Annotated in this window: 18 protein-coding genes; all 18 read left to right on the forward strand. The window is 41.8% G+C overall.

What is annotated here, in order from left to right:
• The first annotated feature begins 3 nt into the window (after window positions 1-3).
• From AAYR28_RS07785 to AAYR28_RS07870, 18 genes are read left to right on the forward strand one after another with little or no spacing between them, the layout of a single operon-like run.
• Window positions 4-720 carry a MotE family protein gene (locus AAYR28_RS07785; protein ID WP_120207050.1) on the forward strand — a complete coding sequence of 239 codons (717 nt, stop codon included), beginning with the start codon at window positions 4-6 and terminating at the stop codon, window positions 718-720.
• Window positions 721-2,046, forward strand: coding sequence for a flagellar hook-length control protein FliK (locus tag AAYR28_RS07790; RefSeq protein WP_120207049.1), 1,326 nt, complete (start codon window positions 721-723; stop codon window positions 2,044-2,046).
• On the forward strand, window positions 2,046-2,492 hold the full coding sequence (gene flgD / locus AAYR28_RS07795; RefSeq protein WP_120207047.1) for a flagellar hook assembly protein FlgD: 447 nt from the start codon (window positions 2,046-2,048) through the stop codon (window positions 2,490-2,492). The genes AAYR28_RS07790 and flgD overlap by 1 nt, the downstream gene beginning before the upstream one ends.
• Before the next feature lie 17 nt (window positions 2,493-2,509).
• Window positions 2,510-3,304, forward strand: coding sequence for a flagellar basal body rod protein FlgG (flgG, locus tag AAYR28_RS07800; RefSeq protein WP_034281786.1), 795 nt, complete (start codon window positions 2,510-2,512; stop codon window positions 3,302-3,304).
• Window positions 3,305-3,341: 37 nt separating this feature from the next.
• The gene (locus AAYR28_RS07805; RefSeq protein WP_008344794.1) at window positions 3,342-3,557 is read left to right on the forward strand and encodes a flagellar FlbD family protein; all 216 of its coding nucleotides are present in this window, start codon (window positions 3,342-3,344) and stop codon (window positions 3,555-3,557) included.
• Window positions 3,554-3,982 (forward strand): flagellar basal body-associated protein FliL, encoded by a 429-nt coding sequence (gene fliL / locus AAYR28_RS07810; protein ID WP_024424168.1) that lies wholly within the window; start codon window positions 3,554-3,556, stop codon window positions 3,980-3,982. Before AAYR28_RS07805 ends, fliL begins: the two co-directional genes overlap by 4 nt.
• A gap of 32 nt (window positions 3,983-4,014) precedes the next feature.
• The gene (fliM, locus tag AAYR28_RS07815; RefSeq protein WP_024424167.1) at window positions 4,015-5,013 is read left to right on the forward strand and encodes a flagellar motor switch protein FliM; all 999 of its coding nucleotides are present in this window, start codon (window positions 4,015-4,017) and stop codon (window positions 5,011-5,013) included.
• Entirely contained in the window at window positions 5,003-6,124 is a 1,122-nt protein-coding gene (gene fliY / locus AAYR28_RS07820; RefSeq protein WP_034281787.1) for a flagellar motor switch phosphatase FliY, read from the forward strand. The genes fliM and fliY overlap by 11 nt, the downstream gene beginning before the upstream one ends.
• Window positions 6,125-6,151: 27 nt before the next feature.
• Window positions 6,152-6,514: a response regulator gene (locus AAYR28_RS07825; RefSeq protein ID WP_007499584.1), complete on the forward strand. Its 363-nt coding sequence runs from the start codon at window positions 6,152-6,154 to the stop codon at window positions 6,512-6,514.
• Window positions 6,515-6,532: 18 nt separating this feature from the next.
• The gene (gene fliZ, locus AAYR28_RS07830) at window positions 6,533-7,183 is read left to right on the forward strand and encodes a flagella biosynthesis regulatory protein FliZ (protein ID WP_120207045.1); all 651 of its coding nucleotides are present in this window, start codon (window positions 6,533-6,535) and stop codon (window positions 7,181-7,183) included.
• 1 nt (window position 7,184) lies between these two features.
• The gene (gene fliP / locus AAYR28_RS07835) at window positions 7,185-7,850 is read left to right on the forward strand and encodes a flagellar type III secretion system pore protein FliP (protein ID WP_008354479.1); all 666 of its coding nucleotides are present in this window, start codon (window positions 7,185-7,187) and stop codon (window positions 7,848-7,850) included.
• Between the two features lie 16 nt (window positions 7,851-7,866).
• On the forward strand, window positions 7,867-8,136 hold the full coding sequence (gene fliQ, locus AAYR28_RS07840) for a flagellar biosynthesis protein FliQ (protein ID WP_003211206.1): 270 nt from the start codon (window positions 7,867-7,869) through the stop codon (window positions 8,134-8,136).
• 6 nt (window positions 8,137-8,142) lie between these two features.
• Window positions 8,143-8,922: a flagellar biosynthetic protein FliR gene (gene fliR / locus AAYR28_RS07845; protein WP_024426982.1), complete on the forward strand. Its 780-nt coding sequence runs from the start codon at window positions 8,143-8,145 to the stop codon at window positions 8,920-8,922.
• A complete protein-coding gene (gene flhB / locus AAYR28_RS07850) occupies window positions 8,919-10,007 on the forward strand; it encodes a flagellar biosynthesis protein FlhB (RefSeq protein WP_029707677.1) in 1,089 nt (362 codons plus the stop codon). Before fliR ends, flhB begins: the two co-directional genes overlap by 4 nt.
• A gap of 29 nt (window positions 10,008-10,036) precedes the next feature.
• Window positions 10,037-12,070: a flagellar biosynthesis protein FlhA gene (flhA, locus tag AAYR28_RS07855; protein ID WP_034281791.1), complete on the forward strand. Its 2,034-nt coding sequence runs from the start codon at window positions 10,037-10,039 to the stop codon at window positions 12,068-12,070.
• The gene (flhF, locus tag AAYR28_RS07860; protein WP_041117390.1) at window positions 12,070-13,179 is read left to right on the forward strand and encodes a flagellar biosynthesis protein FlhF; all 1,110 of its coding nucleotides are present in this window, start codon (window positions 12,070-12,072) and stop codon (window positions 13,177-13,179) included. The genes flhA and flhF overlap by 1 nt, the downstream gene beginning before the upstream one ends.
• The gene (locus AAYR28_RS07865; RefSeq protein WP_051627337.1) at window positions 13,173-14,078 is read left to right on the forward strand and encodes a MinD/ParA family protein; all 906 of its coding nucleotides are present in this window, start codon (window positions 13,173-13,175) and stop codon (window positions 14,076-14,078) included. The genes flhF and AAYR28_RS07865 overlap by 7 nt, the downstream gene beginning before the upstream one ends.
• Window positions 14,075-15,148, forward strand: a complete 1,074-nt coding sequence (locus AAYR28_RS07870; protein ID WP_034281797.1) for a protein-glutamate methylesterase/protein-glutamine glutaminase — start codon at window positions 14,075-14,077, stop codon at window positions 15,146-15,148. The genes AAYR28_RS07865 and AAYR28_RS07870 overlap by 4 nt, the downstream gene beginning before the upstream one ends.
• Window positions 15,149-15,151 lie beyond the last annotated feature (3 nt).

The raw sequence follows: 15,151 nt of genomic DNA on the forward strand, positions 1-15,151 counted from the left end.
TGAATGCCTAAGAAGGAAAAAACGAAGGAATCAGGCGGCGGAAAATTTCAATGGATCTTGTTTATTGTCATCATCCCATTGATTGTGCTTGTGATTGTCACTGGCACGATCCTTTATATGGCAGGTTTTGATCTAAAAAAACCGCTCCAAAACATTCCTGGGATCAGCAGTTTGGTTGGTTCAGATGACACCTCAAAAACGTCATCTTCACCTAATGATCAAAGCGATGCAGAGTTGAAAGAACTGAAAAAGACCATTAAAGAGCAAAAAAATGAGCTCGAAATTGCACAAAAAGATTTGAAAACAAGTGATGAAGAGATTAAAAGATTGAATCAAAAAATCAACTCACTTGAAAAAACATCTGAAAATGATGCAAAGAATACGTCAGCCAATGACAGTTCATCGAATAACGGCTCATCGAATAACAGCTCATCAAATAACACGTCAGGTAATAACTCAGCAGGGGCGTCCTCTGATACAGCGGCTTCCTCTAATCAGCAGACAAAAGGAAAGGTCGCCAGCATTTATGAAAGCATGGACCCAGGGAAATCCGCCAAAATTTTATCAGAATTAAGTGATAAAGAGGCGTTAAAAATCCTTGAAGAGCTGAGCAAAAATAAACTGACAGACATATTAGCAAAACTGACACCTCAGAAGGCAGCAACGTTTACAAAAGAGCTTGCCAAAAAAGAAGAAAGTGAAAATGGGGGTGGACAATAAGTGAAGCTATTGGATATTGGAGCCTTACAGCAATCTTCTCAAGGTCTCTCAGGGCTAAAAGGAGACGGCGCTGCATCTGCACGCGGTTTGTTTAAACAATTGCTTAGCGGAGCAGGCGCTCAAAGCGGTCCTGTTCATGCTGAAACAGCCGCTCTTGCCTCTCTTTCTATCAATGATGCGATGCAAATTGTTGAAAAATGGATGCAATCACCTGAAGAAGGAATGAGCGCAGACTTACTCAGTGCGCTTCAAACACTACAAGGTCAAACGCTTGAATTATCTGATCTCAAGTCACTTGAAGAACTATTTCAAAAAATGGAATCTTCCATTTACGGTGATCAAGCTGAAAAGCCAGGTTCTGAGCATAGTGAACAGCTCATACAAGTCCACTTTTTCATCTATCAGTTGCTCAATCAACAGCCGCTCAGCTTTGATGCGAAACTTGTGCAGGATATTGAAGGGAAAGGTCAAGACTTTATCCACTTTCTTTCTAAAAACGGGGTAGATGAAAAACTCATTCAGCAAGTAAAAGAGCAGTTCTTCTCGCAGGGTTCAGCGCCAAAGCTGAATTCGATGACTCAAAGTGAGCTAAAGCACTTTAATCAGCTAATCGACCATATGATGGCGAATGCGAAAGGGTCTGACAAAGAGTGGAAAATTTCACTAGGAGAGTTGAAGGAACTAATCTCTCCAAAACAAGAATCTACACTCGCTTCTCCGGCAAAAGGGAATGCATCTCTTGAGTGGCTCATCAAAAAAGAAGTCGTTAAAGGACAAAGCGCTGCTGCACCAGCTTCTGAAAAAATAATGACCCACTCGCTTCTGCCAGGTCATAAGCAGTTTTTCCAACTGCAGTCAGCGGCTCCTGTTCAGCAGACACAAACGACTGATGAAAAGCCAGGAACGGTTGATCAGCAAATTCTAAACACGTGGAAGCAAATGAAATTCACGCCGTTTGGTAATTCAAGCGGACGCTTTACCGTTCGATTAAATCCTGAAAATCTTGGATTCATTACCATTCAGCTAACGAAGCAAAACGGTATGTATGCGAGTAAAATTACAGCCTCGACGCAAGCAGCGAAAGAGCTGTTAGAGCATCATCTGCCGCAGCTCAAGCAGGCGCTTCCAAATATGTCGGTTCAAGTGGACCGTTTCCATATACCGCTACAATCAAATGAGCAGCCGTTATTTGGACAGTTTAGTGAAGAAAACAAGCAGCAGCAGCCAAAAGGACAGAATTTCCAGCAGACTGATGAACAGGAAGCAGAATTCCAAGATGTACTGGATGCTCTTGTTGGGTCAGATGAGGAAGAGGAGGAGATTTAATGGCAACAGTTGATGCTACGAATAGAACAGCCACACAAGCAGACACTTCTTCAAAAGCAGAAAAGAAAACAGATACGCTTGGCAAAGATCAATTCTTGAAAATTTTGCTCACACAGCTTCAAAACCAAGATCCGACAAACCCGCTTGATGACCGTGAGTTTGTCACGCAGCTGGCGACATTTTCATCTTTAGAACAGCAAACCAATATGAACGATTCGATCACTAAACTAAATCAGCTCATGTCTACATTTGTTGCACACCAAGATCCGTTTACGACGTATGTAGGCTGGATTGGTAAAGAAGTATCGGGCAAATTGGATGATAAAGAGATATCGGGCACTGTGAAGTCTGTTAAAAACATAGACAATGAATACTTACTTGTTTTAGAAGATGGAACGAAAATCAGCCCTTGGGATGTTACAGCAGTTGGAGAAAAAACGAAGTAATTCGAGGAGGAAAATAAATGTTACGCTCACTTTACTCAGGAATTAGCGGAATGAAAAACTTCCAATCAAAATTAGATGTGGTAGCCAACAACGTAGCCAACGTCAATACACACGGATACAAAAAAAGCCGTATCACGTTTAAAGATATGGTCAGCCAAACCATTTCAAGCTCAGGTGGACCAACGAACAACTCTGGTTCAATCAACTCAAAACAAATTGGTTTAGGATCATCTTTATCTTCTATTGATAAAATCATGAAATCAGGTTCTTCTCAAAATACAGACGAACCATTTGATTTCTATATTAATGGAGATGGATTTTTCCGTATTCAAAAGCAAGGTGAAATCCTATTTACAAGAACAGGGAACTTCAAACCTGATTCAAATGGGGATTTGGCAACACCTGATGGAAACTATCTACTTGGCATGGATGGGCAAAGAATCAACATTCCAAGCGACAATGTGTCAAGTGTCAGTGTTGGGCCAGATGGGACCGTTTCTGTTGTTGAGAACAACGTTTCTCGTACTGTTGGGCAAGTATCACTTGTGTCATTCAGTAATGCAGGAGGATTAGACAAAGTTGGGGATAACCTATACCGCCAAACGCTCAGTTCCGGTGCGCCAAGTAATGCCATCGCTCCTGGAAGTCAAGGAACAGGTGAACTTCAAACAGGGAAACTTGAAATGTCAAACGTTGATTTAACAGACGAGTTTACCGAAATGATTATCGCGCAGCGTGGATTCCAATCGAATGCAAAGACGATTACAACATCTGATGAAATTCTGCAAGAGCTTGTGAATCTGAAACGATAGGAGGTAGGGGGAGCGGATGCTCGCTTCTCTGCTTAATATGATTGAAGTGACAAGATTAAATGGCAAAGGATTTATGCTGAACGCTCTCCATATCGAGCAAATCGAAAGTTTTCCAGACACGACCATTACTTTGGCCAATGGAAAGAAATTCGTTGTGAAAGAAGATGAGGAGCAGCTTCAAGAGAAAATCATTTCTTTCTACAGAAAAATCCAAGTCATTTCATTGAATCAAGGAATAGAGGAGTTTGAATGAAGAAGAAATTAGTCGTAGTAATGCTAATCATGATTATTGCCATCGTCGGAATTGGAGCAGGCATCTTTTTTCTGCTGAATGGGTCAGACGAAGCAAAAGCTGAAAAAGAGCCAACAGCAGATGAAGTCGTAAAAGCTTCTGTTGAAATTCCTGAGATTATCACCAATTTAAAATCTGAAGGAAATGCTGTCAAACTTGTCCTGAATATTGAAACGGACTCTGAAAAAGCAAAATCAGAGCTTGAAAAAAGAAGTTTCCAAGTAAAAGATGCTGTAATCGACATTTTATCAGACACGAATGCAGATGAACTTGATGGCAAAAAAGGCAGAGAACATTTTAAAACACAAGTCAAAAACAAAGTGAATAACTATTTGCAAGATGGCAAGGTGAAAGAAGTATATATAACCTCCTTTAATCTGCAATAGAGGCGATTAATTAACGCGATGGAGGTGAAGAAATGTCAGGAGAAGTGCTTTCCCAGAATGAGATCGACGCATTATTATCCGCCATCTCAACAGGCGAAATGGATGCAGAAGAGCTGAAAAAAGAGGAAACGACGAAAAAAGTGAAGGTGTATGACTTTAAACGTGCACTGCGCTTTTCAAAAGACCAGATTCGAAGTTTAACAAGGATTCATGATAACTTCGCTAGACTGCTCACCACGCATTTTTCAGCGCAGCTAAGATCATATATTCAAATTACTGTCAGCTCGGTTGACCAAGTACCATACGAAGAATTTATTCGTTCGATTCCTAATATGACATTATTAAACTTATTTTATGTCAGCCCGCTTGAAGGAAGAATCATGCTTGAAGTAAACCCAACAATCGGCTATGCGATGATGGACAGGCTGATGGGCGGGATTGGCATTAGTCATAATAAGACAGAATCACTTACAGAAATTGAAACAAAGATTATCTCAAACATGTTTGAGGGAGCTTTGGAAAATTACAGAGAAGCGTGGCAGTCCATAACCGACATCGAGCCTGAAATGGCAGATTTCGAGGTAAATCCCCAGTTTGTTCAAATGGTGTCACCAAACGAAACAGTTGTCGTCATTTCTCTTAATACACAGATTGGCGAGGTAAGCGGGGTTATTAACCTATGTATTCCTCACGTTGTATTAGAGCCTATTATTCCGAAGCTGTCTGTACACTACTGGATGCAGTCTGAACGAAATGAACCAAAACAGCAAGAAACAAAGGCCATTGAAAAACGGATTATGAAGGCAAAAATACCGGTAGTCGCAGAGCTGGGTCAATCGGAAATGACGGTGGAAGAGTTTTTGAATTTGGAAATTGGTGATTGTATTGCCTTGGACAAACCAGTAAATGCGCCTCTTACTGTTATGGTCGGAAATAAACCGAAATTCTTGGGACAGGCCGGCCGCGTGAATCGGAAACAGGCGATTCAAATTCTAGATCACGACATAAGAGGTGAAGAAGATGGAGAATAACGGAAGTAAATTATCACAAGACGAAATCGATGCGCTCCTTAAAGGAGGCAGCAATGACGATATAGAGCCTGATACAGTCCTTTCTGCAATGGAGCAAGATGCTATTGGAGAAATCGGAAATATTTCATTCGGCAGCTCTGCAACAGCACTTTCAACCCTATTAAATCAAAAAGTGGAGATTACAACTCCAACTGTTACAGTGATTCAAAAAAGTATGCTGAATGAGGAATTTCCTCATCCGTATGTTGCTATTGAAGTGAATTATACGGAAGGCTTCAGCGCAAGTAACCTGCTTGTCGTCCAGCAAACAGATGCAGCAGTTATTGCGGACTTAATGATGGGTGGAGACGGGACAAATGCTGACCCTTCTTTAAGCGAAATTCACTTAAGTGCAGTACAAGAAGCAATGAACCAAATGATGGGTTCTGCTGCGACATCCATGTCGACTGTCTTTAATAAAAAGATTGATATTTCTCCGCCGCGCGTCGAATTACTTGATGTGAAAGAAGGAGAAGGGACAGACCGCATTCCAGCTGAAGAAATGCTTGTCAAAGTATCCTTCAGATTAAAAATAGGTGAACTCATCGATTCAAATATTATGCAGCTTTATCCTATTACATTTGCGAAGGATTTAATCGCAGAATTAACAGATCCTGCGCAAGAAGAAGAGCCGGTTCAAGAAGAAGTGAGTGCACCTGAACCTCAGCCGGCAGCTCCGCAAACGCAGTCTGCCCCAGCGCAGCAAGCAGCACCGCCGAAAAGACAGGCGAAGCCAAAGCCGGCAGCACCTGTAAATGTGACGCCAGTTGAATTTGAATCGTTCAGTGAGCCTCAGCATACAACAAACCAGCTTGGAAACCTTGACATGCTGATGGACATTCCGCTTTCCATTACGGTGGAACTTGGAAGAACTCAGCGCAGTGTAAAAGAAGTTCTTGAGCTTTCAGCAGGAAGTATCATTGAACTGGACAAACTTGCTGGTGAGCCAGTAGACATCCTAGTTAACAAACGAATCGTCGCCAAAGGGGAAGTCGTTGTCATTGATGAGAACTTTGGTGTTCGTGTGACTGACATTTTAAGCCAGTCAGAAAGACTTTCTAATTTAAAATAAACAAACATACAGGGAGAGAATAAGTAAATGGCTACTAAGGTATTAATCGTAGATGATGCAGCATTCATGAGAATGATGATCAAGGATATTCTTGTAAAAAACGGATTTGATGTAGTAGGAGAAGCAGAAAACGGTGCACAAGCAGTTGAAAAATATAAAGAAACATCTCCTGATCTTGTCACAATGGATATCACAATGCCAGAAATGGACGGAATCACTGCACTAAAAGAAATTAAACAAATCGATGCTTCTGCAAAAATCATCATGTGTTCTGCAATGGGGCAGCAGTCAATGGTTATTGACGCGATCCAAGCAGGTGCAAAAGACTTTATCGTGAAGCCATTCCAGGCAGACCGCGTACTTGAAGCAATTAATAAAACGTTAGGCTAAAAAAGGGTGTAAGATTTGTTGAAAAAACGTTTGATATGTATAGCAATGATCAGTTTTATGCTTTTCTTGACGATGCAGCCTGCCTCACTGTTTGCCGAAACGAAAGATCCTGAGAATGGCACAGTGAATGACTGGCTCAAAGGTGAGAAAGAAAGCAAAAAGGATACAGAGAAGAAAACCACTGACAATCAAACGAATCCGGCAGAAGAAGTTCCCTCTTCTTCTGTCTCCATTATGGATTTTGTCAAAATGATTGGTGCCTTACTTTTTGTCATCCTGCTTATTTATGGTTTAGTGAGATTTGTTGGTAAGCAAAACCGCTTACTCAAACCATTTCGCTATGTTGAAAATATCGGCGGAACGACAGTCGGACAAAACCGTTCAGTCCAGCTGATCAAAGTGGGAAAACGAGTATTAGTTGTCGGCGTAGCAGACTCAATCCAGCTGCTAAAAGAAATTGATGATGAACAAGAATGTGAAGCGATCGTGAAACAATATGAAGAAGCGATGGAAAGCAAAACCGATTTACCAAAAATGGTTCAAAAATTCACATCGCAGATAAAGAAACATGATCAGCCGGCCACTTCTTCTTTTTCAGCCAATTTAAAGGCGCAGCTAGCCGAATTGAAAAAGACCCAATCAGAAGTCAGAAAGAAAGGCCCGAAATAAAATGAATGAGTTTATTGATTTATTTAATTCCAGCGGTGCAGGAAATATCAGCACATCTGTCCGTCTTCTTTTACTTTTAACAGTATTTTCGGTTGCACCGGGCATTCTCATTTTAATGACGTGTTTTACACGGATTGTGATTGTTCTTTCATTCGTCAGAACATCACTTGCAACCAACTCAATGCCGCCAAACCAAGTGCTTGTTGGACTTGCATTGTTTCTCACATTTTTTATCATGGCACCCACGTTCTCACAGATTAATAAAGAGGCGCTGACGCCGCTTTTAAATGATGACATCACGTTAAATCAGGCGTATGAAAAAGCCGAAGTGCCTATTAAAGAGTTTATGAGTAAACACACAAGACAAAAAGATTTGGCTTTATTTCTTAGCTACGCAAAAATGGATACACCTGAATCGATTAAAGATATTCCTTTAACGGCGATGGTTCCCGCTTTTGCCATTTCAGAATTAAAGACGGCATTTCAAATTGGTTTTATGATCTTTATTCCATTTTTAATTATTGACATGGTGGTCGCAAGTGTTCTGATGTCAATGGGGATGATGATGCTTCCGCCGGTTATGATATCGCTCCCTTTCAAAATATTGTTATTTGTTTTAGTCGATGGATGGTATTTGATCGTTAAATCTTTGCTGCAAAGCTTTTAGAGTAGGTGCTTAAAACATGAGTTCAGAATTTGTCATTACGATGGCTGAAAGATCAGTGTATGTGGTATTGCTTGTGAGTGGGCCGCTTCTAGCGCTCGCACTCATTGTGGGACTGATTGTCAGTGTGTTTCAGGCGACAACCCAAATTCAAGAACAGACGCTTGCGTTTATTCCTAAGATTGTTGCAGTACTCATTGGACTTGTTGTGTTTGGTCCATGGATGCTTTCAACAATCGTGTCCTTTACGACAGAGCTGTTCTCGAATTTAGATCGATTTGCAGGTTAATAAGCGATGTCAATTATAGAATTATTCCCTGCTTTTCTTTTAGTTTTTATTCGGATCACCGCTTTTTTTGTGACAGTACCGCTTTTAGCGCATAGAACGATCCCGGCTGTACACAGAGTTGGATTCTCACTGTTTTTAGCTGTCATTAGTTTTAGCACCATAAAAGAACCGCCAGCACTCGACATAGACGGTCTTTATATGATGCTTGCGGTGAAAGAAGCAATGGTCGGACTTCTGCTTGGGCTGATTGCATACATCATGGTGTCCGCTGTTCAAATTGCCGGCTCATTCATTGATTTTCAAATGGGTTTTGCGATTGCCAATATTATTGATCCGCAAACAGGGGCGCAGACGCCGCTGATGGGACAGTTTTTTTATACGGTCACATTGCTGTTGATGCTGGCAACAAACGCACATCACCTGCTGCTTGATGGAATCTATTACAGCTTTCAATACATTGCAGTTGATCAATACGCATTGAATTTCGGCAGTGAATCCTTTGCTTACTTTATCGCAAAGAGCTTCAACCAAATGTTTATCATCGCCTTTCAAATCTCGGCACCTGTCGTGGCAAGTCTGTTTTTAGTCGACTTGGCGCTAGGGATTGTGGCACGTACAGTTCCGCAAATGAACGTATTTGTGGTTGGACTTCCTATTAAAATGGGTGTGAGTTTTATTATGATCATCATCTGTATGGGCGTCATCTTCGGTGTTGTCCAAAATACATTTGAAACGATTGTACTCACCATGAGGAATTTCTTAGCATTGGTCGGTGGTTCGTCATGATGACAAGGCTTAGACTAGACTTGCAATTTTTCGCAGGTGAAAAAACAGAAAAAGCAACGCCGAAAAAAAGGCGGGATTCACGTAAAAAAGGACAGGTTGCCAAAAGCACCGACGTCAATACAGCCATCTCATTTCTATTAATCTTTTTATCATTCTTTTTTATTGGGCCTTTTATGAAAGAGCGGATTATCGCGCTCATAGAACGTTTTTATTCAACAACCATGCTAATGAAGGTTAGCACATCTAATATTCATCAATTATTCTTGGAATTGCTTCAGGAAACAGGGCTCCTCCTCATGCCAATCCTTGGTGTTGGTATGCTGGCGGGCATTATCAGTAACTATTTACAAGTCGGATTTCTCTTTTCACCAGAAGTGATCAAACCGAAATTAGAAAAGCTTGACCCAATCAAAGGGTTTAAACGGATATACAGTATTCGAGCCCTCGTAGAGCTATTAAAATCCATTTTGAAAATTGGCTTTGTAGGCTTTGCGACATTTATTGCTCTTTGGATGCACTTTGACGAAATTCTGCGGCTTCCTTTATTAACAGCAGAGGAAACCCTTCATTTCGTTGCAAATATGACCTTAATTATGGGGCTGTATGCTGCTGGTGCTCTTCTGATCTTAGCAGGGCTTGATTATATGTATCAGAAATTTGATTATGAAAAAAACTTGCGGATGTCCAAACAAGACATCAAAGATGAGTATAAAAAATCAGAGGGTGACCCGCTCATCAAATCAAAGATTAAACAGCGTCAGCGGGAAATGGCCATGAGACGGATGATGCAGGAAGTCCCAAAAGCGGACGTCATCATTACAAACCCAACCCACTATGCCATTGCTTTAAAGTATGACGAAGAAAAAATGGACGCGCCCTTTGTTGTGGCAAAGGGAACGGATATTTTGGCTTTGAAAATTAGAACGATTGCGAAAGAGCACGATATCATGACCGTAGAAAACCGGCCGCTCGCCCGCGCGCTCTATGATCAGGTCGACATCGACCAAGCGGTGCCGGAAGAATACTTTAAGGCCATCGCAGAAATTTTAGCTTACGTCTATAAAACGAAACAAAAGATTTTATGAATTTTTGGTTTTAAAAGGAGAGAACAGGCATGTCAGCAAGAGATTTATCTGTTTTATTCAGTGTTATTTTAATTGTGGCGATGCTGGTCATACCGTTTCCGCCAATGCTATTAAGTATTTTAATCATTATTAATATTTCTCTTGCGCTTATCGTGCTTCTCACCACAATGAACATGCAAGAACCACTGCAATTTTCAATTTTTCCATCATTGCTTTTGCTCTTAACGCTGTTTCGTTTAGGGCTTAACATCTCTACAACACGTTCTATTCTTTCAACAGGAGATGCTGGAAAGGTTGTAGAAACGTTCGGTTCATTTGTTGTTGGAGGAAATATCCTCGTGGGTCTCGTTGTTTTCCTTATCCTGATTATCATTCAGTTTATTGTTATCACAAAAGGGGCAGAGCGTGTATCAGAGGTTGCGGCAAGATTTACTCTCGATGCGATGCCAGGTAAACAAATGAGTATTGACGCAGATTTAAATGCAGGTATGCTGACAGAAAGTGAAGCAAGAAACCGCCGTGAAAAAGTAGCGAGAGAAGCAGACTTTTATGGAGCGATGGATGGTGCAAGTAAGTTCGTTAAAGGGGATGCCATCGCAGGTATTATCATCGTCATTATTAATATTATTTTTGGAATCATTATTGGGATGCTTCAGCAAGGAATGTCGATTCAAGAATCAGCTTCCCACTTTACGCTATTAACGGTAGGAGACGGGATTGTTTCACAAATTCCTGCACTTCTCATTTCAACAGCAACAGGGATTGTCGTCACAAGGGCTGCTTCTAATGGGAACCTTGGTTCAGATATCACTGAACAACTGTTTGCATTCCCTGCTATGCTTTACGTCACAGCAGGCACGATCTTCCTTCTTGGGCTGTTTACGCCAATCGGCGTACTTTTGACAGGACCGATCGCAGGTTTACTTGCCCTCGGCGCATACTTGATGTCGAAAAACAAACAAGACCAAGAAGAAATTGAAGAGGTACTGGAGGAACAGGCAGAGGTAGAAGAGATGAAAAGTCCAGAAAGTGTCATTCATCTCCTGCAAATGGATGCCATTGAATTTGAATTTGGCTACGGCCTCATCCCGCTCGCTGATGCAAACCAGGGCGGTGACCTGTTAGACCGGATTGTGATGATCCGAAGGCAGCTTGCCCTTGAACTTGGTCTCGTCATTCCAGTCGTCCGAATCCGGGACAATATTGCACTGAACCCAAATGAATACCGGTTGAAAATTAAAGGGAACGAAGTAGCAAAAGGAGAGCTGCTGCTTGATCATTACTTAGCGATGTCCCCAACGCCTGATGATGATCCGATTGAAGGAATTGAAACAATCGAACCATCCTTTGGCCTGCCGGCTAAATGGATATCAGAAGCAGAAAAAGATCAGGCTGAGATGCTAGGCTATACGGTTGTGGATCCAGCGTCTGTTGTGTCTACTCACATCACAGAGAAGATTAGACAAAACACACACGAGCTGCTCGGACGCCAAGAAACGAAACAATTAATCGATCATCTGAAAGAAAGTTATCCTGTCTTAGTGGATGAGGTAACGCCAAATCCGCTGGCAGTCGGTGATATTCAAAAAGTACTGGCGAAGCTGCTGAAAGAAAAGGTCTCTATCCGAAACCTTGTCACCATTTTTGAGACACTTGCAGACTACGGAAAATTAACGACTGATACAGATTTATTAACAGAGTATGTGAGACAGGCGCTGGCAAGACAGATTACCGCACAGTATGCAAGAGAAAATGAATCACTCAAAGTCGTGACATGCTCAGGCCGAGTAGAAAAGGTGATTGCAGACAGCGTTCAGCAGACAGAGCATGGCAACTACTTATCGTTAGATCCAGAATCCTCTGAAAGTGTGATTCAATCAGTGGCGAGAGAAATTGAACAGCTTTCGCTTCGTCAGGAAACGCCGGTTTTATTATGCTCACCTCCTATAAGAATGTACGTTAAGCAGTTGTTAGAAAGATATTTCCCAGATTTACCGGTACTATCTTATAACGAACTAGAAGCGAATGTGGAAGTACAGAGCATCGGAGTGGTGGATATCTAATGAAAATGAAAAAAATCACAGCAAATTCTATGCAGGAGGCAACGATTCAAATCAGGCAGCAGCTTGGGAAAGATGCCGTTATTTTAAATTCTAAAACCGTTGTCAAACGCAAACTGTTCGGTTTGAAGAAACAGCAAATGGTCGAAGTGATTGCAGTGCTGGATCAAGATTTCGAGGAAAGAGCTGGTAAAGGGTTAAACCCTGCGCCGCCTCTTCCAGTGTTGCCAAAAAAGGAAAAGCTGCCCGAAGAGCCTTCATTTGTTCCCAAGGCGGCGAAACCAGCGCCTTCTCATACTCAGCCTTTAGAATATGTGAGGAATGAACGGCATGCGGGTATTCTGCCTGATCCTCTTATAGCAATCGATCAAAAGCTAAAGGATCAAGGGCTTGATGATGCCATTCGAGACGAATGCCTGAAGGGTCTTTTAACAAAGGGTGCGGTTAAAGAAAATCACATAAAAAAAGAACTTGAACAACTGCTGACAGATATGCTGCCAGCTAAAACCTCTGATGAGCCGATGATTTCTTCAAAATACATTGTACTGTTCGGTTCAACCGGAGCTGGTAAAACGACAACGATTGCAAAGCTGGCTGCTAAAACGGCCATTCAGCAGCAAAAGAAAATCGCTTTTATTACAACCGATACGTACCGGATTGCAGCGATCGAACAGCTGAAAACATATGCTGAACTTCTGAATGCACCGCTTGAGGTTTGTTATTCGAGAGAGGATTTTGTAAAAGCCCAAGAGACCTTTAAAGAATATGATCATATTTTCATCGATACAGCAGGCCGTAACTTTAAAGAAGAAGCGTATATCAAAGAGCTGACCGACATTATTCCATTTGATGAGAGCATTCAAAGTTTTCTCGTGATGAGTGCCACATCGAAGTATCAAGACATGAAAGCCATGGTCAAACGCTTTGAGCACGTTCCAATCAATCAATTCATTTTTACAAAAGTAGATGAAACGGACACGATGGGAACCATTTTTCAAATCATTGCTGACTCTCAAATCAAACTTGGTTTTTTAACAAATGGTCAAAATGTGCCTGAGGATATTCTTGAAGGTTCTCCTCTTGAACTTACAAGGATGGTTTTACAATCATGAAGCCTGACCAAGCAGAAGGGTTAAGAAAACTAGTTCAGCAGAGTCAAATCATCACACCTTCTCCTCTTAACGCCAGCGGACAGGCAAAGACCATTGCCGTCATGAGCGGTAAAGGCGGGGTAGGTAAATCGAATTTGACCCTGAATATGGCACTGTCTATCGCAAGTACAGAGAGAAGAGTGTTAGTGATTGATCTTGATTTTGGGATGGGGAATATTGATATTTTACTAGGGAAAACATCGACTAGTTCTATATTAGATGTTCTCGTTAGAAAAAAATCCTTCCAAGCAGCCATGACAAAAGGAACGGACAACCTATATTACATTTCTGGCGGAAGCGGGCTTGAACAGCTGTTTTCTTTAGATAAAGATCAATGGTCGTTCTTTTTGGAAGAGATGGAAAGAATCATGCAGGACTTCGATTGTATCTTTTTCGATATGGGTGCCGGCTTGTCAAAAGATCAGCTGCCTTTTGTCTTATCGGCAGGAGAAGTGGTCGTTGTGACTACGCCAGAGCCAACATCCATCATGGATGCCTACAGCGCGATTAAACACTTAGCCATTCATCAGTTTGAACGGTCTGTGCAAATCATTGTCAATCGGTGCAAAACCCCGTCAGAAGGGTCTGAAACCTACCGGAAATTAGCAGGAGTGGTCACATCTTTTCTTCACAGAAAACTTGTATTTGCTGGCGCTGTGCCTGATGATCCTGCGGTTCCTAAAGCAGTATCAGAACAAATTCCATTTTATATGAAGCAGCCTCATTCAAGGCTGAGTAAAACCATTAAGATGCTGGCAGAAACACTATATCATCAGCAGATAAGAGAGGCACGGAGAGAACAGCATACGTTTATAGATAAGTTGTCCTCTTTTTTTAAAAGGAGGAAGGTGGACTCATGATTAGAGTGCTAGTAGTAGATGACTCGGCCTTTATGAGAAAGCTCATTAGTGATTTTCTAAGTGCCGAGCAAGAAATAGAAGTCGTCGGAACGGCGCGAAATGGGGAAGATGCCTTAAAACGGATCAAGGAACTGAATCCAGATGTTGTCACGTTAGATGTGGAAATGCCTGTTTTAAATGGAACAGAAGCATTAAAACAAATTCTGGCTGAACACGACCTTGCCGTGATTATGGTGTCAAGCCAGACAAAGCAAGGAAAAGATTTAACCATCCATTGCTTAGAACTCGGTGCTTTTGACTTTGTGACAAAGCCTTCGGGAAGTATTTCTCTCGATTTGCACAAAGTGAGGGGGCAAATTGTAGAGCGGGTACTTGCAGCAGGACTGTCAAGGAAACGCACTGAAGAGAAGGTGTCTCCTAAGCCGGTGATAAAGCCGCCAAGTCCAGTGGCTGCACCCCGGCTGCCATCTGTAAAAGGCAGCTCACTCCGAAAGATTATTACTATCGGAACATCTACAGGGGGACCAAGGGCACTTCAACGAGTCGTAACGAAGCTGCCTAAGGACATCGAGGCCCCTATATTGATTGTGCAGCATATGCCAGCAGGATTCACGGCATCACTTGCTACTAGGTTAGATCATTTATCACAAATTACGATTAAAGAAGCGCAAGATGGAGACATCGCGAAAAATGGAGTGGCTTACATAGCTCCTGGTGGAATGAATATGTCACTTCATGACCAAGGGGGGTCACTTGTCATCAGGCTGTCCCCTGAAGACACGGAAAGCCGGCACAAACCATCTGTTAACTATTTATTTGAATCCATCAGCAGCATAAAGGGTTACGAGAAAATCGCTGTCATTATGACAGGTATGGGCAGTGATGGTACTGAAGGTGTCAAAAAAATGGTCGCAAGCGGTCATACGAAAGTCATTGCAGAAAAAGAAGAATCATGTGTTGTTTTCGGAATGCCTAAATCAGTCATTAAAGCAGGCCTTGCACATGAAACAAGGCATGTGGATGACATCGCACATGCAATTATTAGCTCCATGAAAAAAGAGAGGGCGTGAACA

This window comes from Bacillus safensis (assembly GCF_039619585.1).
Taxonomy (GTDB): Bacteria; Bacillota; Bacilli; order Bacillales; family Bacillaceae; genus Bacillus; species Bacillus safensis.